The organism is Vibrio sp. 05-20-BW147, assembly GCF_013369385.1.
Taxonomy (GTDB): domain Bacteria; phylum Pseudomonadota; class Gammaproteobacteria; order Enterobacterales; family Vibrionaceae; genus Vibrio; species Vibrio floridensis.
The window spans coordinates 54,213-75,001 of record NZ_SZTO01000018.1 but is presented as its reverse complement, the minus strand read 5'-3'; the positions used below and the strand labels follow the sequence as shown (position 1 = coordinate 75,001).

18 protein-coding genes are annotated in these 20,789 nt (G+C 48.1%); 10 read left to right on the top strand and 8 right to left on the bottom strand.

All coding sequences use genetic code 11. From position 1 onward, the window contains the following. Positions 1-30 precede the first annotated feature (30 nt). From spoT to gmk, 3 genes are all read right to left on the bottom strand, one after another. Complete coding sequence (spoT, locus tag FC652_RS15995; RefSeq protein WP_176299380.1) at positions 31-2,151, bottom strand: bifunctional GTP diphosphokinase/guanosine-3',5'-bis pyrophosphate 3'-pyrophosphohydrolase; 2,121 nt, start codon at positions 2,149-2,151, stop codon at positions 31-33. 34 nt (positions 2,152-2,185) lie between these two features. Further along, positions 2,186-2,458 (bottom strand): DNA-directed RNA polymerase subunit omega, encoded by a 273-nt coding sequence (gene rpoZ, locus FC652_RS15990; RefSeq protein WP_017420484.1) that lies wholly within the window; start codon positions 2,456-2,458, stop codon positions 2,186-2,188. Positions 2,459-2,584: 126 nt separating this feature from the next. Next, on the bottom strand, positions 2,585-3,208 hold the full coding sequence (gene gmk, locus FC652_RS15985; RefSeq protein ID WP_176299379.1) for a guanylate kinase: 624 nt from the start codon (positions 3,206-3,208) through the stop codon (positions 2,585-2,587). A gap of 656 nt (positions 3,209-3,864) precedes the next feature. On the opposite strand from gmk, the gene FC652_RS15980 reads away from it, so the two are divergent. From FC652_RS15980 to FC652_RS15960, 5 genes are read left to right on the top strand one after another with little or no spacing between them, the layout of a single operon-like run. Further along, entirely contained in the window at positions 3,865-4,890 is a 1,026-nt protein-coding gene (locus tag FC652_RS15980) for an ABC transporter permease subunit (RefSeq protein WP_176299378.1), read from the top strand. Position 4,891: 1 nt separating this feature from the next. After that, positions 4,892-5,935, top strand: a complete 1,044-nt coding sequence (locus FC652_RS15975; protein WP_176299377.1) for an ABC transporter permease — start codon at positions 4,892-4,894, stop codon at positions 5,933-5,935. Positions 5,936-5,976: 41 nt separating this feature from the next. Then, the gene (locus tag FC652_RS15970) at positions 5,977-7,806 is read left to right on the top strand and encodes an extracellular solute-binding protein (protein ID WP_176299376.1); all 1,830 of its coding nucleotides are present in this window, start codon (positions 5,977-5,979) and stop codon (positions 7,804-7,806) included. A gap of 24 nt (positions 7,807-7,830) precedes the next feature. Beyond that, positions 7,831-8,700, top strand: coding sequence for an ABC transporter ATP-binding protein (locus FC652_RS15965; protein ID WP_176299375.1), 870 nt, complete (start codon positions 7,831-7,833; stop codon positions 8,698-8,700). A 10-nt stretch (positions 8,701-8,710) separates the two neighbouring features. Continuing rightward, entirely contained in the window at positions 8,711-9,550 is an 840-nt protein-coding gene (locus FC652_RS15960; protein WP_176299374.1) for an ABC transporter ATP-binding protein, read from the top strand. A gap of 72 nt (positions 9,551-9,622) precedes the next feature. Here the strand turns inward: FC652_RS15960 and FC652_RS15955 are convergent, their stop codons facing one another. Both FC652_RS15955 and FC652_RS15950 read right to left on the bottom strand, forming a co-directional pair. Further along, positions 9,623-11,509: an LTA synthase family protein gene (locus tag FC652_RS15955; protein WP_176299373.1), complete on the bottom strand. Its 1,887-nt coding sequence runs from the start codon at positions 11,507-11,509 to the stop codon at positions 9,623-9,625. Between the two features lie 408 nt (positions 11,510-11,917). Then, positions 11,918-12,784 (bottom strand): YicC/YloC family endoribonuclease, encoded by an 867-nt coding sequence (locus FC652_RS15950; RefSeq protein ID WP_017420469.1) that lies wholly within the window; start codon positions 12,782-12,784, stop codon positions 11,918-11,920. 192 nt (positions 12,785-12,976) lie between these two features. Between FC652_RS15950 and rph the strand changes: the two genes are divergently transcribed. Together rph and pyrE are read left to right on the top strand one after the other, a co-directional pair. Continuing rightward, a complete protein-coding gene (gene rph, locus FC652_RS15945) occupies positions 12,977-13,693 on the top strand; it encodes a ribonuclease PH (RefSeq protein ID WP_011078901.1) in 717 nt (238 codons plus the stop codon). A gap of 142 nt (positions 13,694-13,835) precedes the next feature. Then, a complete protein-coding gene (gene pyrE / locus FC652_RS15940; protein ID WP_011078900.1) occupies positions 13,836-14,477 on the top strand; it encodes an orotate phosphoribosyltransferase in 642 nt (213 codons plus the stop codon). Between the two features lie 129 nt (positions 14,478-14,606). Here pyrE and FC652_RS15935 read toward each other — a convergent pair whose 3' ends face one another. The 3 genes from FC652_RS15935 to coaBC form a co-directional block, all read right to left on the bottom strand. Next, positions 14,607-15,545 (bottom strand): Kdo(2)-lipid IV(A) acyltransferase, encoded by a 939-nt coding sequence (locus FC652_RS15935; RefSeq protein ID WP_176299372.1) that lies wholly within the window; start codon positions 15,543-15,545, stop codon positions 14,607-14,609. A 3-nt stretch (positions 15,546-15,548) separates the two neighbouring features. Then, positions 15,549-16,139 (bottom strand): nucleoid occlusion factor SlmA, encoded by a 591-nt coding sequence (gene slmA, locus FC652_RS15930; RefSeq protein ID WP_011078898.1) that lies wholly within the window; start codon positions 16,137-16,139, stop codon positions 15,549-15,551. Between the two features lie 150 nt (positions 16,140-16,289). Continuing rightward, on the bottom strand, positions 16,290-17,495 hold the full coding sequence (coaBC, locus tag FC652_RS15925; RefSeq protein ID WP_176299371.1) for a bifunctional phosphopantothenoylcysteine decarboxylase/phosphopantothenate--cysteine ligase CoaBC: 1,206 nt from the start codon (positions 17,493-17,495) through the stop codon (positions 16,290-16,292). Positions 17,496-17,772: 277 nt separating this feature from the next. Here coaBC and FC652_RS15920 point away from each other — a divergent pair, with 277 nt between their 5' ends. From FC652_RS15920 to rpmB, 3 genes are all read left to right on the top strand, one after another. Continuing rightward, entirely contained in the window at positions 17,773-19,440 is a 1,668-nt protein-coding gene (locus FC652_RS15920) for a methyl-accepting chemotaxis protein (protein ID WP_176299370.1), read from the top strand. 113 nt (positions 19,441-19,553) lie between these two features. Beyond that, on the top strand, positions 19,554-20,228 hold the full coding sequence (gene radC, locus FC652_RS15915) for a DNA repair protein RadC (protein ID WP_176299369.1): 675 nt from the start codon (positions 19,554-19,556) through the stop codon (positions 20,226-20,228). A gap of 311 nt (positions 20,229-20,539) precedes the next feature. Continuing rightward, on the top strand, positions 20,540-20,776 hold the full coding sequence (rpmB, locus tag FC652_RS15910; protein ID WP_176299368.1) for a 50S ribosomal protein L28: 237 nt from the start codon (positions 20,540-20,542) through the stop codon (positions 20,774-20,776). Positions 20,777-20,789: the final 13 nt, after the last annotated feature.

Genomic DNA, 20,789 nt, shown 5'->3' with positions numbered 1-20,789 from the left:
AGGGCGATGAAAAGCGATCGAATGCGGTGATCAGTTCTTGCGGCGACGCACGCGTGAACAAGATGGCATGACGCGAATCTTCTTCATGATGCCTGCAAGATGCACACGATCTTTGGTGGTCAGCAGCACCGTCACGGTATACAAGCGGCCATCACGCTCTTCAGTCGATAAGCCATGGATGTTTGAACCGGTTTTGGAAATCACGTTAGTCAGCTCTGCCAAGGCACCTTGATGATTGAGCATGTCGACTTTAAGTTCCGCGATGAACTCTTGATCGTAATCGTCTGACCATGCCACCGCCATGTACTTGTCGGGCTCGCGTTGGTAGCCACGTACGTTTGGACAGGTCTCACGGTGAACCACCAAGCCTCTGCCGGGTGACACATGGGCAATGATGTGATCATCTGGGATGGGATGACAACAGTTGGCAAACGTCAGCAGTAATCCTTCCGAACCACGAATTGGTAGCTTCTTCTTGTTCTTGCTGTCGCTTGAACGAAGTTCGGTGAGCTCGTCTGCATCACCTAACAAACGGCGCGCAATCACGATACTCATACGCTCACCCAAGCCGATGGCGGCAAGCAGATCATCCAAAGATTGGATTTTGAGATCGCTCAAGACATGGTTGAGATTTTCTGGGCTGATGTCGGCAAGTGAGTGCTCACCGAGCGCATGATTCAACAAACGGCGACCCAGCGTCACCGACTCTTCACGACGCATGGTTTTCAGCACTTGGCGAATCTTAGTACGTGCACGAGAAGTCACCACATAGTTGAGCCAAGCTGCGTTAGGACGAGCACCTGGCGCACTGATGATTTCAATGGTTTGGCCATTTTTCAGCGCTTTGCTCAGTGGGTATGGATTGCGATCGACACGTGCACCAACGCAGGTATTACCGACATCGGTATGCACGGCATAGGCAAAATCCACCGCCGTTGCCCCGACAGGCAGTTCAACAATGCGGCCTTTCGGTGTGAAGACGTAAATCTCATCTGGGAAGAGATCTGATTTAACGTTCTCGATGAATTCGAAGGAGTTACCTGCGCTTTGTTGAAGTTCCAGCAAGCTTTGCATCCAGCGTTGCGCCTTCACTTGCGCCGTGGTGCCAGTGCGTTCGCCATTACCCTTATAAGACCAATGTGCCGCAACCCCTTTGTCCGCCATTTGGTCCATGTCTTCGGTGCGGATTTGCACTTCCACTGGAACGCCATGAGGGCCAACCATCGAGGTATGCAGCGATTGGTAGCCATTGGCTTTGGGGACTGCGATGTAATCTTTCATACGACCAGGACGAGGCTTGTACAAGCTGTGCACCTGACCGAGTACGCGATAGCAAGTGTCGGCCGTATCGACCACGACACGAAACGCGTAAATATCCATGATGGTGTGAAAACGTTGCTCTTTGGTTTTCATCTTGTTGTAGATGGAAAAAAGATTCTTTTCACGACCGACTACGCGAGCTTTCAAACCCACTTCTTGCAAGCGGCCTTCAATTTCACTGTGGATACGTTGGATCATCTCTTTGCGGTTACCACGTGCAGATCGAACGACTTCTTTTAACACGCGGTAGCGATTGGGATAGAGGGCTTCAAAGCCGAGCTCTTCCAATTCGGTTTTAATATTGTGGATACCAAGGCGATGCGCCAGTGGAGAATAAATCTCTAGAGTTTCGCGTGCGATACGGCGTTTTTTGTCTGGTCGAAGTGCGCCCAAGGTGCGCATGTTGTGAGTGCGGTCGGCCAGTTTGATCAGGATAACGCGAATATCTTGCACCATCGCCAGCACCATTTTGCGGAAGTTTTCCGCCTGTGCTTCTTTGCGATCGCGAAATTTCAGCTTATCCAGCTTGGAAACCCCATCAACCAATTCCGCCACCGTATGGCCAAATTGTGCTTCGAGATCTTCTTTGCTGACGTCACAATCTTCAATGACATCATGGAGTAACGCTGCTTGTAGAGTTTCAACATCCAGGCGCATGTCGGCCAGAATGCGCGCCACCGCGACTGGGTGGATGATATACGGTTCACCGCTTGAGCGGGTTTGCCCTTCATGGGCATCTCGCGCTACCACATAAGATTGACGCAGAGCCTCTAGTTGAGGCTCTGTAAGGTATTCTTGGGCAACGTCTTTGAGGCTATCGAATAGATACAAATTATGGGCCCGGGATGTTGTGTTTTAAGGCGAATTAACGGTTGCGAGCGATGCTGCTAACGGCCGCTAATTCAGCTGCTTCTTGTTCTTGCTGTTCTTGACGCTCACGTGCATCAAGTACATCTTTAGTGATAAGGCCTTCTTCGATTTCGCGCAGTGCGATAACGGTTGGCTTATCATTCTCTTCCGGCACTAGTGAATCTTTGCCGCCAGTTTGCATTTGACGAGCGCGGCGAGCCGCAATCAGAACCAAGTCGAAACGGTTGCCAACTTTTTCAACAGCGTCTTGAACAGTTACGCGTGCCATGAGAACTCCAAATTAGTTAACTAAATTTTTTGAATGACGAGAAAGTATACAGGCTCTCAGTTCTCAGTGTCTAGCTTGAGCTACCTTGAGTTGTATTATTAGTGCCACAGAATGCTTTCTGGGGGCTTATTCTGCTAAAAGCGCGTCAAGCATACCGCTATATTTAGCAGCTTGTTTGTCTTGCTTCAATCTTTCTGCTCGGATAATGGCTTTAAAGTCCATCAAAGCAGTATCGAAATCATCATTGATGATCACGTAATCGTATTCGTTGTAGTGCGAAATTTCGGACTTTGCTTCCGCCATGCGTTTAGCAATCACCGCTTCGCTGTCTTGACCGCGCGTGTTTAAGCGGCGCTCAAGCTCACCATTGGATGGTGGTAAGATAAAGATGCTTTTGGCGTGTGGCATTTGCTCACGAATTTGGCGAGCGCCTTGCCAGTCGATATCGAGAAAAACATCAATGCCTTTATCTAGGGTGTTTTCAATCCAAACACGTGAGGTGCCGTAGTAGTTACCAAACACTTCTGCGTATTCCAGAAATTCACCTTTTGCAATCAGCTCTTCAAAATGCTCTTTCTCCACAAAATGGTAGTGCACGCCGTCTTGTTCGCCAGGGCGCATACCACGAGTAGTGTGAGAGACCGATACTTTCATTGCGTAAGTCGGATTTTTTTCCAGCATCGCGGAGATTAGACTGGATTTGCCTGCACCACTTGGCGCAGAGACGATATAAAGAGTACCTTTGCCCATCTGTTTTAGTCCACGTTTGGTTTGGATTGAGAGCGGATAGGGAATATCTGCCACTACTAAAAGATAGCACTGGCCGTGATGAACTCATCAGTTGATGACTTTTCGGCCAGAAAAAATGGAGGCGAAGAGTATCACGAACCGCGGGTGGTTACCAGTTGAAGTTCAGAGAGCTAGCCAGAATCGCCCAGTGATTGCGCAAGAGAGTAGGAAAGCGAAATAAAACAGAACGCGCTTCTTTAATACGCTGCTGAAATGGGGTTATGGTAGGGATATGTTATGCCATACGAATAAAATGAGTATTCAATGTTGTTCGCATTGATCTCTATATTTTACCGCTTATCATGCTGTGGTATTAATAATTAACTTAGTAAGAATTTCTTACGAAATAGATCAATTATTTTCGATGTTCTCGGTTATTTGTTACGTTTTTTTCAGAAATACTTGATGCTTTGATTCATTCGAGATAAATATGTCGCTCATTATCTCGCTGACTGGTCATAAGACCGTTATTGAGATTGTTCAGGAAGAACAATACGTCGAGAAACATGCGTTTCGTGAACGTAAATTGTCTGCTGAGAGGTTTGCACATTCACTTAGTAAAACGAAGTGATAGAGATCCTTTGCTTTTCTAGACAGTGAACATGGAGTAGTTGTATATGCTGTCCTATTTTCTGCGCCGACTGGCGCTTGTAATTCCGACTTTTTTGGGAATTACTATCCTTATTTTTGCCATTACCCGTTTTGTTCCTGGTGGTCCAGTTGAACGCATGCTGTCTAAAATGCAGGCACAAGGCGACGGTGCTGCAGCGATGACGACCGCAGGTGGCAATTCTGCTCTGTCTGAAGAGCAAATGGCGGAGCTCAACGCTTTCTATGGCTTGGATAAACCTGTCGTAGAGGCTTATATTGATTGGTTGAGTAAGCTGGTCATGCTGGATTTTGGTGAATCCACGCGTTACTACGAACCGGTCGGTGACATGATCGCAGAGCGCCTTCCCGTCTCGCTTTTCTACGGTGGAATGACCTTTTTTATCAGCTATTTTATCTCTATTCCGCTGGGCTATTACAAGGCGCTTCGACATGGGTCGGTGTTTGATTCTGCCTCCTCCATCTTGATTTTTATTGGTTATGCGCTGCCTGGTTACGTGGTGGGTGTTCTGCTGATCACACTCTTTTCTTACCATTTAGAGTGGTTCCCGATGGGGGGCTTTGTCGGCGATGATTTCGATGATTTGGAAACGTTTTTTGAACGTGCCAAAGACGTCATGTGGCATGCGGTGCTACCACTTATCTGTTATTTAATTGGTGACTTCGCCACACTGACGCTGACGATGAAAAATAACTTAATGGAAAATTTGTCATCCGATTATATTCGTACCGCCATTGCGAAAGGTTTGCCATTTAAAACCGCAGTCCGTAAACACGCTTTGCGCAATAGTTTAATTCCTATCGCTAGCCATTTTGGTAACTCGTTACTCTTCTTTATGACCGGAGCGTTTTTGATTGAAGTTATTTTCAATATCGATGGTATTGGCTTATTAGGCTATGAGTCGATCATCGAACGCGATTATCCGGTTGTAATGGGCATTGTTGCTATTAATGCGGTACTTCTTCTGTTGGGTAATATTATTTCCGACATTTGTGTGGCACTGGTTGACCCTCGCGTGAAGTTTGGAGCTTAATATGATTAACGTAAGCCCTTTAACTCAAAAGAAAATTCGTAGCTTTAAAGCGATTAAGCGTGGCTACTGGTCATTTATTATTTTGTCCATCATGTTGGTGCTGTCGCTGTTTGCGGAACTGCTGATTAACAGCAAAGCGCTGGTGGTGAAATATGAGGGAAGTTATTTCTTCCCTGTGATCAGTGATGTTCGCAGTGGGACGGAGTTTGGTCAGGATTCTGCGGGTGAAGCCAACTATCGCGATTTGCAAAAGCAGTTTGCTGCGCAAGACAATGGCAACTTTGTCATCATGCCAATTGTGCCGTGGAACCCTTACGAGCAGGATTTTTCTGGTGATTTCCCGCCTACCGCGCCGAATGCAGAGTCCAAGCACTATCTTGGCACGGATGTGATTGGGCGAGATATTTTAGCTCGCTTAGTGTACGGATTTAGAACGGCAATGGGCTTTGCTCTGCTGACGATGGCCATTTCCTATACCATTGGCACCGCTGTGGGCTGTGCAATGGGCTACTGGGGCGGCAAGTTTGACCTGTTTGTACAGCGACTGATTGAGATCTGGTCAATGGTGCCGTTTTTGTACGTCATTATGATCTTGGTATCGATTGTTCAACCCACTTTTGCTTTGTTTGTGGGGATCAACGTATTGTTTGGTTGGATGGGGATGACTTGGTACATGCGCACCATGACGTACAAAGAGTCCGCACGTGAATATGTATTAGCAGCGAAAGCGCTGGGTGCATCAACCGCTCGCATTCTTTTTCAACACATCTTGCCAAATACCATGGTGATGATCGTAACCTTAGCGCCGTTTACTATTGCTGCAAACATTACGGCTTTAACAGCATTGGATTACCTTGGTCTAGGGCTGATGCCACCAACGCCAAGTTGGGGCGAGTTGCTGCAACAAGGGAAATCCAATCTTGATTCTCCTTGGATTGTGGCGTCAGTGGTGACTTCTATCGTCGCAGTGCTTGTTATGGTGACCTTCATTGGTGAAGCGATTCGCGCCGCATTTGATCCGAAAAAATTCACCCGCTACGTTTAAATAGTCAATACTGTTGGAACGGATAATATAGGGACATACAGATGAAAAAAACATTATTAACCACAGCGTTATCGCTGATGAGTACCAGCCTCTACGCAGCGAGTTTACCTGCGGATGTGCAGTGGCAAACGAATTGGGATGAGCCATTGTTTGCTTCTTCTGAGGCAAAATTCGGTGGTACTTTTCGTACTCACATCTCAAGCTTCCCACAAACCTTGCGCAGTGTAGGGCCAGATTCTAACTCGGGATTGCGTTCGTTCATTCTGGATGAAACGCCAGCACTGGTTGATCAACATCCAAACACGCTAGAGTGGATCCCTGCGTTAGCCAACGAATGGGCATTCGCTGATGATAAACGCACGGTCTATTTTAAACTCAATCCGAAGGCTAAATGGTCTGACGGTAAGCCAGTCACAGCGGACGATTTTGTTTTTATGCTCAAGTTTTACCGCTCAAAAGACTTGGTGGCACCTTGGTACAACGAGTACTACACCAACGTGATTGAGGATGTGCAGAAAATTGATCAGCACACCTTCGCGGCGGTAAGCAAAGTTGAAAAAAACCAAGAAGATCTGCTTTATACCCTAGGTGCGCTTCGCCCACGTCCTGCACATTTCTATGCCAACCCGAGCAAAGATGAGAATGGTGACGGTATCGACGATAATTTCGTGCGTAAATACAACTTCAAGTCAGAACCGACCACCAGTGCTTACTACCTTGATGACATCAAGAAAGGTAAAAGTGTCACCTTTAACCATGTTGGCCAAGATTGGTGGGGTTACAGCAACAAGTATTACCAGCATCGTTACAACGTGGATAAGATTCGCATTACGGTGATCCGTGATAACGATATTGCGATGAAGCACTTTGAAAAAGGTGACTTGGATACGTTTGCATTGATCCTGCCTGACCTATGGCACGACAAATCGAACACCGAACCTTATCAGAAAGGTTATATAGAGAAATTCTGGGGTTATAACCAAACACCACAAGGTGCGGGTGGCCTTTGGATGAATGTCTCCACTCCTTTGTTAGATGATCTCAATGTGCGTAAAGGGATCATGCATGCCAGTGACTACGACGGCATGATCGAGAAGATCACTCGTGGCGACTACTCACGTAAACCTCATGCGCTGGGTGCGGGGCATGGTAAGTATGACTTACCGAATCCGGTTGCGCCGAAGTTCGATCCTGAGTTGGCCATTCGTTACTTTGAAGCGGCCGGTTTTAGTCAAATTGGATCAGATGGTGTGCGTGTCAACGACAAGGGGCAGCGCCTTAGTTTCGCCATTACTTACGGTTTTGCTCATCACACCCCGCGTATTGCTTATTTGAAAGAGCAGGCGAAGAAGGCAGGCCTTGAGTTTGAACTCAAATTGGTGGATGGGTCTTCGGCATTTAAGTTTATTCTTGAGAAGAAACATGAATTGGCCTTCTTAGACATGGGCACCTCTGATGTACCGGCTTACTGGGAATACTTCCATTCTGCCAATGCGAATCGCCCACAAACCAACAACCACACCAACTTTAGCACGCCTGAACTTGATGAGCTGATCATGGCATACAAAAACGAGTTTGATTTAGAGAAGAAGTACAACTACTCGCATCAAATTCAGCAGATTGTCACCGATGCAAACGTGATTGTCCCTGGCTACATGGTGCCTTATACCCGAGTGGGCTACTGGCGTTGGTTGAAGTACCCAAAAGCAGCGATGACCAAGAAGTCAGAAGTGCTGTTTACCAGCGGTGGTGCGATTGGTTTGGGAACCTTCTGGATTGATAAAGACGTCAAGAAAGAAACCGAAAAAGCGGTGAAATCCAACAAAGCCTTTGCGCCTGTCACCATTATTGATGACACCTATAAATTATAAGTTGGCGGCAAGGAAGGAAGAGCAATGCAGGATGATGTGATTCTGAGTGTGAGAGACCTTGAGGTCTCTTTCATGACCGATGATGGCCCGGTTAAGGTTTTGCACGGCGTCAATTTTGACGTGCGAGCAGGGCGTACTTTGGGATTGGTGGGTGAGTCTGGCAGTGGCAAGAGTGTCACCTCCATGTCGATCATGGGGTTATTGCCAAAGCCGTATGGCCAAATCGTCAATGGTCAGGTGCTGTATCGTGGCACAGATCTGGTGACCTTGCCTGCGGAACAGATGTACGCGATGAGAGGGGATCGTATCTCCATTATTTTCCAAGATCCGATGACGGCCCTCAACCCTGTCCATACCGTGGGTCGCCAGATCAATGAAGTCTTGGAACTGCATCGTCCTGATCTGGATAAACGTGCGCGTAACGAATACGCTCTTGAAATGCTAAAAAAAGTGAAAATTCCACTGCCAGAGAAGCGTCTCAATGAGTACCCGCACAACCTTTCCGGTGGCATGCGCCAACGCGTGATGATTGCGATGGCACTCGCGTGTAAACCGGATATTTTGATCTGTGATGAGCCAACCACCGCGTTGGACGTGACCGTTCAGGCATCCATTTTGGAACTGATGAACGAGTTACAGCAAGAAACCGGGATGGCGATGATCTTTATTACGCACGATCTGGGTGTGGTAGCGGAAGTGTGTGATGACGTCGCGGTGATGTACGGTGGACGAATTGTTGAATACGCCGAAATTTTTGAGCTGTTTGATCACCCCAAACACCCCTACACAGAAAGACTAATGGGTTTGATGCCGAGTTTGGATAGTGAACCGAAGCAGTTGATCGACATTAAGCCGATTGATAGCAGCATGTTTGAGCCGAGTCGGGCGAGCTAAGGAATTCAGGATGAGTAAAGAAGTATTAAGGATTGAAAACCTCAAGCAGCATTTTGTCTCAGGCAAAGGTCTGTTTCGTAAAGGTTATACTGTGAAAGCGGTGGATGGCGTCAGTTTGTCAGTGAACCAAGGGGAAACCTTAGGTTTGGTTGGTGAGTCGGGTTGTGGCAAAAGCACCTTAGGGCGTACGCTGCTCAAACTGTATGAGCCAACGGAAGGAAGCATTTTCTTTGAAGGGCGTGATATCACCAAACTTTCCGCTAAAGAAATGCGCCCGCTGCGCAAAGAGATGCAGATTGTTTTCCAAGATCCGATGGAGTCGCTCAATCAGCGTCATACCATTGGTATGATTTTGGAAGAGCCTTTCATCATCCATAAGGTCGGTACACCGGAAGAGCGTAAAACGTGGGTGAAAGAGCTACTGGTGAAAGTGGGCTTGCCCGCAGAAGCCGTCAATCGCTATCCACACGAATTTTCTGGTGGCCAGCGTCAGCGTATTGGTATTGCACGCGCCATTGCACTCAAACCCAAGTTACTGATTTGTGATGAGTCCGTTTCTGCGTTGGATGTCTCTGTGCAAGCACAGATCCTCAATTTATTGCTGCAGCTTCAGCAAGAGATGAATTTGGCGATCATTTTCATTTCGCACGATCTGTCGGTGGTGAAACACGTCTCCGACAAAGTGGCAGTGATGTACTTCGGTAAAGTGGTCGAAGAGGGCAGTGCCAAAGAGGTGTACGCCAACCCACAAAACGATTACACCAAAACACTGCTTTCAGCGATTCCGATTACTCATCCAAAGTATCGCAAACACAAGCGCAAAGCCGAACATCAGCAAGGGGCCGCTTAAGGTCTGAACTTGACATAAACAAAAACAGCAGCGATTCGCTGCTGTTTTTGTATTCGCTCATTGTCATTGGCATTAAGGAAGCGGGCGATAGTCGGTAGTGCGTCCTTTAAACAGTAAATGTTGTGAAATGGCGTTGTAGTAGCTGGCTTCTTGGTAGAGTGTTTCAGCCCAAGCCGTTGCTTCACATGCGATCACTTGTTTGGTCACGCGGTCATCGCCAATCTCGAAGCATTGAGCCAGTTCCCCGGTTTTGACATTGATGGCAATACCATGATCTTTGGCTAGCCAAAAGAACCCAGTACCAAAGGCAAAACTCGCACGGCCAGAGTATTGCTCATCGAGCAATGAGTGACCCGTAAACCAAGGCGCGTAGCCACCAAGCCAATCCAAAATGGTTGCACCCACATCGCGTTGTGATGCGCTGATCGGCAGGACTTTGATGGGCAGTGAGTGGTCACTCGCATACATCGCTAGTGGGATCGCATTTTTAACAAAGCCACCTTTAACCGTTTTGGCGGTGTGATCGGCCACGAGTACCACCAGCGTCGGCTTGTCCAACTGAGCCAGCTTGGCATCAAGTTGAGGTATAAATTGTCGCAAAGCATCGTCGGCATGCTTCATGACACTGCGTCGTTCATTAATCGGTGTGTCGCGTCCAAAAGCATATTGTTCTTCAGGGAGATAGGAGCCGTGAGTCGTGCCCGTATTGATGGTGATAAAAAAGGGCTGAGACGACTGGCTCAAACGCTCTATCTGTTGCATTGAATAGCGATAGATGTCGCCGTCCATATACCCCCATTCATTGTGCACGGCTTCAAAGGGGTAGTCGTGCTTACCGAAAGATTCGGCAAAGCCCAGCGTTTGAGCAAAGGAACCGACTTTTCCCTTGGCACTGCCTTGGATAAAGGTGGTTTGCCATCCCTGCTTGCGCAAAATGTGCGGTAAGCAAACATAGTTAGCATTTTGCAGCTGGCTGGTGGAAATGATGCCATCAGTCGGGTTTGGGTATGAACAGAAAGTGGCAAACATCCCTTGCACGGTGCGATAACCATCAGCGTAGCTGGAGTCGGTGGTTAGAGTACGCTGGCGAAGTTCGTCAAAGAAGGGCGTCGTATTGACTACGCCAGAGTAGCTTTGCATATCGTATGCGGGCCAGCTTTCCAGTAATATCATCACCACGTTGGCTGGCTTGAGTGATGTCAGTTGTGCTGGGCGGCTGTGTGCTAGGGCCGCTTGCCACTGAGCCAACTGCGCTGCGGATGGATCTTTGGTGATTTTAGCAATGGCGGCACGATCGCCGTTGGCTAAGTAATAGGTGATGCTATAAGGCGCACTCCAAGCGACGAAGGCTTGCTCACTGTTACCGATGTTGTAAGCACGCATTGGGGTTTGCGGTGCATCGCCCCAGCCTCCGCGGATGATGGTGATACTCACCACCAGCCAAATAAGGCCAAAAATGCCATTGAGATACCAAGGATGACGCGCAGAATGGTCAAGGGAGATTTTTTTCCATAGTAGGTATTGGCAAATCACCAGCCAGAAAGAACCTATCGCGATGGTTCCCCAGTAGCTTTTAAAGGCGGTGACTAGCAATGCCCCTTCTACGCCTTGCGCGGTAAAAAGCTCAAACGTGACATGTTTACTGGCATCTTTAGCGTAAATCGCATCGGAAAATGTTGTCGTCACGATCCACAGTACGCCTAAGCTCATCAGCCCTTTTATTAGAAACTGACTATCGCGATGAATGAAAAGAAACGGGATAGTGAGTAAAAAAATCGGCACCGTCAGCATGGTTGCTATCGTAGCGTCAAAGCGGAGCCCAAAAAACAGCGCTTCGGTACCTTGTGCTGAAAGTAATTCGGTAGGCAATTGTGCAAAAGTCATGAGTGCAAGAAATTTGCTGCTTAGTGCCACCACGAACAGGAAAAAGAAGGATGTGAGCGTATTGCGAATAAACATGGTTGAATAAATACAAGTGATCAATAGATGGTGCGGGTTGGCAACTATATCGCAACAGGGAAAAGATGCGCAGAGGATTTTTGTATCCTTCTCTCAGAACAAGAGATGGCGCAAACTGGACTGAGCAGAGTTCGAAGGTTTTGACGCTCTGACCTCGGTAGAGTTAAACGGCCATGTTACACTTTGAACCTATTTATTGGCTTTGCAGATTCAACCTCTACAAACGGACACATTCCGTTTCACGATCAACGAATTGTAATCAAGCAAATGGTAGTCGGTTAGCAGACATATTCCTTCAAACCGATTTGGATGGAGAAAATAAAAAGCCCTGTATTTACCAGGCTCTTCACAAAGTAATACAGGGCTTTTATGACATTCTAGGACGTATAGCTTTCTACCCTAGAGAATCTATTCGATATTTTGGATCTGCTCGCGCATTTGTTCAATCAACACCTTAAGCTCTACACCTGAAGCGGTGATGTCAGTGGCGATCGATTTGGACGCGAGCGTGTTGGATTCACGGTTGAACTCTTGCATCATGAAGTCCAAACGACGGCCAACGGCGCCGCCTTTTTTCAAAATATTGGTGGTCTCTTTAACGTGAGAATCGAGGCGATCCAGCTCTTCTGCCACATCCGATTTCTGTGCCAAAATGATCAGCTCTTGCTCTACGCGAGAAGCGTCCAGTTCCACCTTGGCTTCTTCAAATTTCGAGAACAGACGCTCACGCTGCCACTCAATGATCTCTGGCATGCGGGCGCGTACTTTCACTACTTCCGCGGTGATGGCTGCTAGGCGCTGCTCAATCAAGGCTTTCATGTTGTCGCCTTCACGGCCACGCGCTTCGATAAATTCGTTAAGTGCTTGGTCAAAAGCGGCCAACAATTGCTGATTAATGGCGTCCATATCTTGCTCTGGCGTTTCCATCACACCAGGCCACTGCATCACTTGGAATGGGTTGATGCGGCTATCTTCACCGGTGAGCTGCATGATTTGCTTTGCGGCACCAATCACTTGGCTCGCTAAGGTCTCATTGATCGTCAGTTCGCTGCGCGCCGCTGGATTGGCTTCAAATCTTAGGCTGCACTCGACTTTGCCGCGAGCAAGGCGTTGGCGAAAACGCTCGCGCAGAACGGGTTCTAGACCGCGGAACTGCTCTGGCATGCGGAAGTAGGTTTCTAGGTAGCGTTGGTTAACACTGCGGATTTCCCATACCGCGCTGCCCCAATCGGCTTTGATCTCTTTGCGCGCGTATGCGGTCATGCTGTAAATCATCGAATTTTCCTGTTTTATCATCTTTGAAAATAACGCTTGGCAATAGTAGCACAGAATGGCGTTGCGGCTAGGCGTGAAGCATTGTTGCTAAAACTGTGAGCTAAAAACCGTGAGCCTTTCCCTAGTGCCTTGCGGTGGTTTCCGCTATACTTCACCCCCAATCAAATCGATCCCCAGAAAAGGTATTCATCCATGCGTCCAAATGATCGCGCGGCAGACCAAGTGCGCCCAATTAAAATTACTCGTAACTACACGGCTTATGCGGAAGGCTCCGTGCTGGTTGAGTTTGGTAATACCAAGGTGCTGTGTAATGCGACCGTGGAAGAATCGGTGCCTCGTTGGCTAAAAGGCCAAGGTAAAGGCTGGGTGACGGCGGAATATGGCATGCTGCCACGCGCAACTCATTCACGTACTCGTCGTGAAGCGGCCAATGGTAAGCAAGGCGGTCGTACCATGGAAATTCAACGTTTGATCGCACGTAGCCTGCGCGCAGTCGTGGATTTGGAAGCGATGGGTGAGTTTATGATCACCGTTGACTGTGATGTGATCCAAGCCGATGGCGGTACGCGCACCGCGTCAATCAGTGGTGCTAGCGTGGCGATGGCGGATGCATTTCAGCACCTTGTTGACAGTGGCAAGCTAAAAGCAAACCCAATGAAAGGCCATGTGGCTGCGGTTTCGGTCGGCATTTTGGGTGAAGATGTCCTGTGCGATTTGGAATACGTGGAAGATTCGGCGGCTGATACCGACATGAACGTAGTGATGACGGAAGAAGGCAAGATGATCGAAATCCAAGGCACTGCAGAAGGCGAACCGTTTAGCCATGAACAATTGCTGGCTCTGCTAGAGTCGGCCAAAAAGGGCATTAGCGAGATCGTCGCCGCGCAGAAGGCGGCGTTAGCCAATTGATTTAGATAGCTCCCATTTGGGGGCTATTTTTTTGTTTGTTGCTAGACCCTAGACCCTAGACCCTAGACCCTAGACCCTAGACCCTAGACCCTAGACCCTAGACCTAGCACCTATTAACCCATTAAACATCGAGAGAGTATTCATGAAAGCATACCAGCGTGAATTTATTGAGTTTGCACTAGAGAAACAAGTCCTTAAGTTTGGCGAGTTTACGTTGAAATCTGGCCGTAAAAGCCCATATTTCTTTAACGCTGGTCTTTTCAATACAGGTCGTGACTTGGCACGCCTTGGTCGTTTTTATGCGGCGGCGTTAGCGGATTCTGGCATTGAGTTCGACGTACTCTTTGGCCCTGCGTACAAAGGTATCCCAATCGCGACTACGACGGCCGTTGCGCTGGCGGATCACCACGATATCGACACGCCTTACTGCTTCAATCGCAAAGAAGCCAAAGATCACGGCGAAGGCGGTAACTTGGTTGGCTCTGCGCTAGAAGGGCGCATTATGCTGGTGGACGATGTGATCACCGCGGGCACAGCGATTCGCGAATCGATGGAAATCATCCAAGCCAATGGTGCCGATCTGGCTGGCGTATTGGTGGCGATTGACCGCCAAGAAAAAGGTAAGGGTGAGCTGTCGGCGATTCAGGAAGTTGAACGTGATTTCGCTTGTGCAGTGATTTCTATCGTTAGCCTGTCGGATTTGATCACGTTCTTGGAAGAGAAAGGCGATGCAGCCGAGCATCTTGATGCGGTGAAAGCGTATCGCGCCCAATACGGGATCTAAGTAAAGGCAGGGGCTAGATTCTAGGAAAAGCAGCTCCTAGAATCTAGTTATCTAGTTATCTAGTTATCTAGGCTTCTAGTCCCTAGTCCCTAGTCCCTAGTCCCTAGTCCCTAGCAACCTAACACCTAACTATTTATAACGAATGCCGCGTGGTTGGCTTGGGTCAGCCATGCTCTTAAAGCGTTTGTGCAGCCACATCCATTGATCTAATCCACGCAAAATCACTTTCTCAATCGCTTGGTTCATCACCGTTGCCGCGCCAACCGCGTCTTTACGTGGGAATTGGTCGCTGATATCCGGGTCGATTTCCAGCGTATAGGTTTCGCCTTTGCGGAAACTAGACGCGGTGATCACCGCACACTTACTCGCATCCACTAATACACCTGTTCCTGCCGTTGTACACGCATCGGGTACGGCAAAGAAGGGAACAAATACTGCGTGGTTGTTGCCATAATCATGGTCAGGCAAATACCACAAGCGATCACCGCCGCGTAGAATTTTCAACATGCCTTTGACGTCTTTACGATCCACCATTTGGTTGCCACAACGAGTGCGGCCCCAAGTTTGAATAAAGTCGTAAGCGGGGTTGTCATGTGGGCGATACACGCCATAACCGGGCGCAAACAATGAAAAGGCACGCGCGGTTATCTCAAGGTTAAGTGAGTGCGTACACACCACTAACACCCCTTTTTTATTGGCATCCAGTTCCATCAGTTCTCGGGTGTCACCAAAAACAACATGACGTTTGATGCGCCAATCTGGCCAAAACCACGCGATGCCTGTTTCAAACAATGCTAAGCCGGTGTTTTTGAAGTTTTCAAGCACAATGGCCTCGCGCTCTTGCTGGCCCATTTCTGGAAAGGCTAGTTCCAAGTTGCGACGCGCGACATGCACGCGGCTTTTGGCGAAGCGCATTGCAAAGTGGCCAAGGCTACGACCCAACCAAAGTTGCAATTTGTACGGCAGGATGGTGACAAGGATGGCAAGTAAGCCAAAGCCTAGCCAAACTGGCCAGTATTTAGGGTGAAGCAGCGAAATTGAAAACGCAGGTTTTGTTGCAGTTGTCATAAATTATTTAATCTGTGCACTGAGCAATGCCCAGTATTCCTCAAAATTTTCAGTTGGTTGGTATTTAAAGTCGGAACGGACGAAACGATTCAAACTGCCTTCTACTTGGCCTAGTAACTGGGCAGCGAGGATCTTTTCTTCGACAGGGAAGGATTTCCCCTCACGCAATTTGCGCTCGCGTAGAATCTGACGCAGTTGAGTTTCGATGCGTTCAAACAGTTGGTTAATGCGATCGCGTAGTCGTTCATTTTCAAACATCAGCGCATGGCCAGACATAATACGCGTCAAGCCTGGGTTGCGCTCAGCAAAGGCGAGCAGCAGTTGCAGTACCAAACGAATACGTTCCAGCGTGTCTTTCTCTTCATCTAAGATACGGTTGATACGCGACATCAAGGCTTCTTCAATAAACTCAATCAAACCTTCAAACATACGCGCTTTGCTTGGAAAGTGGCGATAAAGTGCCGCTTCTGACACGCCTACTTGTTGTGCCAACTTCGCGGTAGTAATACGCGATGCCCCTTCCGCAGACTCCAACATATGAGCAAGAGCTTGGAGGATCTCTTCACGGCGGTTTGATTTTTTACTGCCTGCCATTGATTAACTTCCTTTTGAATAGACGTTTTTTCGTCAGCGATTATATCAGCATGCCCAGTTCAAGACATCAGGTATCGATCAGGTTTTGTGATACTGTTAAGCAAAAAGCTGTACAAATAACCTAGTCAATAACGGAGGGCGATATGTCGATTACTGACCTATCAAGGTTTGGATCTGTTTCAAGATCTCCATACTTAATGCCGCTTTGCTGTTGAGTGGCAGCGCTTTCTCTCCCTGTGGCCAGTAAAGCGTAATCGCATTGTCGCTGCTGTTGAAGCCTTGCCCTTCCACGGAAACGTCGTTCGCGCAGAGCAGATCGAGCTTTTTCTTTTCCAGTTTACGGCGAGCGTACACTTCAACGTCGTTGGTTTCTGCCGCAAACCCGACCGTAAAAGGACGATTTTCTGTCATGGCGGAGACCGACGCGACGATATCGGGATTCTTCACCATAGTGATGGTCATCTCATCACTGTCGTCAGTTTTCTTCAGTTTTTGCTCAGCAATCGTGGCTGGGCGGTAATCTGCCACAGCCGCGCAACTGATGAAGATATCGTGATCAGAGGCCTGAGCCATCACGGCGTCATACATTTCTTGAGCACTGTCGACGTTGATACGATTGACATTGACGGGGGTTGGCAGAGAAACCGGGCCGCTGATAAGTGTTACATTCGCACCCAACTGCATCGCTGCTTGAGCCAGCGCGTAACCCATTTTGCCTGAGCTGTGGTTTGTAATGTAGCGCACAGGGTCAATGGCTTCACGAGTTGGACCCGCAGTGATCAAAATCGATTTGTCTTGTAACGGTTTTGGCTGGAAGAATTGTTCGCACAGCGCAACCAATTGCATCGGCTCTAACATACGGCCTGGGCCCACATCACCACACGCTTGTTCGCCAGCCGCTGGGCCCCAGATTTCCATACCGCGTCGGCTCAGAGTCGCAATGTTCTCTTGGGTCGCGACGTTGCGATACATCTGTTGATTCATCGCTGGAGAGACCGCAACTGGGGCGTCAGTGGCCAACACTAAGGTAGTCAGTAGGTCGTTGCCCATGCCGGCGGCCATACGCGCAATCAGATCCGCAGTAGCAGGGGCAAGTAAGATAAGGTCGGCCCACTTCGCCAGCTCGATGTGGCCCATTGAGGCTTCGGCGGCTGGATCGAGTAAACTATCTGAGACTGGTCGGCCAGAGACTGCCTGCATCGTGAGCGGGGTAATAAATTCTTTTGCGGCTTTGGTCATGACGACTTGCACCTCTGCGCCTCTTTCTTTGAGACGGCGGGTGAGGTCTGCACATTTGTAGGCCGCAATACCACCACTGATACCCAGTAGAATCTTCTTTCCTGCCAATGTTTGCATTTGATTACTCTCCAAAATAATTGTTGCCGATCCTAACACAAATTATTTGCTCAGGTGATTGAAAGATAGGCGATTGAGCATTCGGATCGCTGGTGTGACGATGTCGTCAAATTGAACGAGAAGTAAGATCCGACCTCTCTGATTTGAGACAAATATGACAAATCGATCAGAAAAAGAGAATGTCGCTCACGGACATTATTGGTGCAGATACCAGATAATGCTGGCGATACATCTCTTAAAAATTAAAACAATCATATGGATAGCGACGGAACTTGTCATGAAGAGTCGGAACAAATTATTACTGCTTACTATCATCCCTTTAGTGCTGCTGACCGCCATGGTGACGGCGGTTTTTTACTTCAATAGCCTCAAAAGTCTAGAAGTAGAGTTGAGTGAGTATCGAAACGAACTGATAGAAACACGCAAAACAGAGTTAAAAGCGTATCTAATGATGGGGGTTACCGCCATTAAGCCGCTGTATGACACAGATGTGAATGGCAATAATCAACAACAAGCCAAACAGATTTTGAAAGCAATGCGCTTTGAGAGTGATGGTTACTTCTTTGCTTATGATTCTAAAGGCGTCAACACGCTGCACGCGATCAAGCCGGAGTTGGAAGGTAAAAATCTATACGGCATGAAAGATGACAATGGTGTTGCGGTGATAGCAGGGCTGATTGATGCTTCACACAAAGGCGATGGCTTCCTGTATTTCTCATGGCACAAACCGACTATCAATGCACAAGCGCCTAAACTGGGTTATGCGGAATATCTGCCAAAATGGGACTGGGTACTTGGTACGGGGATCTACATCGATGATATCGACATGCAAGTGGCAGAGCATCGTGTACAAAGTATTGCCAGTTTGAATGAGCATACCTTATCGGCGATTGGATTCACGCTGGTGGGTCTATTGATTGCTTGCGGTGTGATTGGCGTGATGGTTTCCCGAGCGATTTTACCTCTGCAGCATATCGCGTCCTCGTTGCAAGATGTGGCAGCAGGCGGTGGCGATTTGACCGCTCGCTTGAGTGTGGACAGCCAAGATGAAGTGGGGGAAGTGGCAAAAGCGTTCAACCAGTTTATGGACAAGTTGCATCCATTGATGGTCGATATTCGCAGTTCGGCACAAACGGTGCAAAGCGCGGCCACTGGGCTGGTTCAGCAAGCCTCGTTTGCCAGTAACCAAATGCAAACGCACTGTTTGGAGACGGATAAAGTAGTGACTGCTGTGACGGAAATGAGTGCTACCGCGAGAGAAGTCGCCAACAATACCCATGCCACGGCACAAGCGATTGATTCTGCCAATGCGCAGATCTCAGAAGCGCAAGTCGAAGTGAATCACGCGATAGAAGGGATTGGTAAATTGGTCGACGAAGTGAACATCACCTCAGACGCGATTTCTCAGCTTAGCCAACAGACCGTTCAAATCACCAAAGTGTTGCAAGTGATAGGCGAAATTGCCGAGCAAACGAACTTACTGGCACTGAATGCCGCCATTGAAGCTGCGCGTGCGGGAGAACAAGGTCGCGGGTTTGCCGTGGTAGCTGATGAAGTTCGTTCACTGGCGAGTCGAACACAAAACAGCACCTTAGAAATTGGTGATATGCTCAAGCAGTTGCAAAACGGTGTGGCCAGAGCGGTCACCACTATGTCTGCCAGCCAAGAGCGTGGTGAGCAAACGGCGCTTGAGTCAGTACAAATCAAAGAGTCACTTGCTGGTATCCAGTCGGCGGTGGAAATGATCCGTGATATGGGCATTCAAACGGCATCCGCCGCTGAACAACAGAGCGCGGTCGCTGAGGATATCAACCAAAACCTTGTCACCATTCAGCAAATCGTTAATGAGATCAATCACAACTTACAAGAGTCGGAAGCCATTAGTTCACGCTTAAATGTATCTGGCCAAGAGATGCATGACTTGGTCGGTCATTTTAAGCTCTGATAAAACGCTTGGTTACATTCTCTTGCTGCATGAATAGCGAACCAGCATCGTCACACTAGACTTTGCTGGTTTTCTCGTTGCAATAGGCACATCTAAAAAAACAGAGAAAGATGATGAGCCTAAAAAATCTGCCCAGTGAATCGATGCCAAGAGAAAAACTGCTTCAGCGAGGCCCTCAGTCTTTGTCTGATGCGGAGTTACTTGCGATCTTTTTGCGAACAGGCACACAAGGAATGAACGTGATTGAACTTGCCGATTTTTTGTTGCGAGACTTTGGTTCGCTGAGAAAACTCTTTTCTGCCGATGAACAGAGTTTTTGTCGTCACAAAGGATTGGGGCAGGCAAAGTACGTTCAATTACAAGCCGTTTTGGAGATGACGCAACGCTATTTGGCGGAAACATTGCAACGTGGTGATGCGCTCACCAGCCCTCAGCATACTAAGCTCTATCTTTCTTCAATATTGCGCGATCGCCATCGTGAAGCGTTTTATATTTTGTTTTTGGATAATCAAAACCGTGTCATTAAAGATGAAGTGATGTTTGAAGGTACCATTGATGCTGCTTCGGTTTACCCGCGAGAAGTGGTCAAACGAGCACTACACCATAACGCCGCTGCCCTGATTTTGGCACACAATCACCCCTCAGGCGTAGCAGAGCCAAGCCAAGCGGATAGGCGTATTACACGCCGTTTGAGTGACGCATTGGGCCTAGTGGATATTCGGGTGTTGGACCACTTTGTTGTCGGCGATGGCGAGGTGGTTTCATTCGCGGAAAGAGGTTGGATATGAAGCGCAAAAATCATCGCTCTTGACAGGCAAACTTTTTGTTGTTCATAAGTGAGTTTCTGCTACAATCCTCGCCACTCAAATATTTTAATTTACATTCAGCTTGGACTGCTTGAAAACGTGCTGTCTAAAAAAAGATCACGAAAACCTGTAAAAAGGATCTGTTCGGGTCTTGAGCAATGCATGGCAAGTTAGTATAATGCGCGACCTTTGATAGCCTTGTATGGATTTTCCATAATGGTATTTGACCTCTAATTGATGAGGTTCGGCCACCAAGGTTGATATCGAGCTGAAACGATTTGGAGAAGACATTCATGTCCCGAGTATGCCAAGTAACTGGTAAGCGTCCTGCAGTTGGTAACAACCGCTCACACGCACGAAATGCTACTAAGCGTCGTTTTCTGCCGAACCTACAAACTCATCGTTTCTGGGTAGAGAGCGAAAAACGTTTTGTTAAACTACGCCTGACTGCAAAAGGCATGCGCATCATCGATAAGAAAGGCATCGATGTTGTTCTAGCTGATATGCGTGCACGCGGCGAAACCGTTTAATAAGAGGAATTAG

Coding starts and splice junctions, on each gene's coding strand:
- coaBC (WP_176299371.1), bottom strand. CDS start 17,495: ATGCAAACATTGGCAGGAAAGAAGATTCTACTGGGTATCAGTGGTGGT.
- gmk (WP_176299379.1), bottom strand. CDS start 3,208: ATGGGCAAAGGTACTCTTTATATCGTCTCTGCGCCAAGTGGTGCAGGC.
- slmA (WP_011078898.1), bottom strand. CDS start 16,139: ATGGCAGGCAGTAAAAAATCAAACCGCCGTGAAGAGATCCTCCAAGCT.
- rpoZ (WP_017420484.1), bottom strand. CDS start 2,458: ATGGCACGCGTAACTGTTCAAGACGCTGTTGAAAAAGTTGGCAACCGT.
- FC652_RS15935 (WP_176299372.1), bottom strand. CDS start 15,545: ATGACAACTGCAACAAAACCTGCGTTTTCAATTTCGCTGCTTCACCCT.
- pyrE (WP_011078900.1), top strand. CDS start 13,836: ATGAAAGCATACCAGCGTGAATTTATTGAGTTTGCACTAGAGAAACAA.
- FC652_RS15920 (WP_176299370.1), top strand. CDS start 17,773: ATGAAGAGTCGGAACAAATTATTACTGCTTACTATCATCCCTTTAGTG.
- rph (WP_011078901.1), top strand. CDS start 12,977: ATGCGTCCAAATGATCGCGCGGCAGACCAAGTGCGCCCAATTAAAATT.
- FC652_RS15980 (WP_176299378.1), top strand. CDS start 3,865: ATGCTGTCCTATTTTCTGCGCCGACTGGCGCTTGTAATTCCGACTTTT.
- FC652_RS15955 (WP_176299373.1), bottom strand. CDS start 11,509: ATGTTTATTCGCAATACGCTCACATCCTTCTTTTTCCTGTTCGTGGTG.
- radC (WP_176299369.1), top strand. CDS start 19,554: ATGAGCCTAAAAAATCTGCCCAGTGAATCGATGCCAAGAGAAAAACTG.
- FC652_RS15965 (WP_176299375.1), top strand. CDS start 7,831: ATGCAGGATGATGTGATTCTGAGTGTGAGAGACCTTGAGGTCTCTTTC.
- rpmB (WP_176299368.1), top strand. CDS start 20,540: ATGTCCCGAGTATGCCAAGTAACTGGTAAGCGTCCTGCAGTTGGTAAC.
- FC652_RS15970 (WP_176299376.1), top strand. CDS start 5,977: ATGAAAAAAACATTATTAACCACAGCGTTATCGCTGATGAGTACCAGC.
- FC652_RS15960 (WP_176299374.1), top strand. CDS start 8,711: ATGAGTAAAGAAGTATTAAGGATTGAAAACCTCAAGCAGCATTTTGTC.
- FC652_RS15975 (WP_176299377.1), top strand. CDS start 4,892: ATGATTAACGTAAGCCCTTTAACTCAAAAGAAAATTCGTAGCTTTAAA.
- FC652_RS15950 (WP_017420469.1), bottom strand. CDS start 12,784: ATGATTTACAGCATGACCGCATACGCGCGCAAAGAGATCAAAGCCGAT.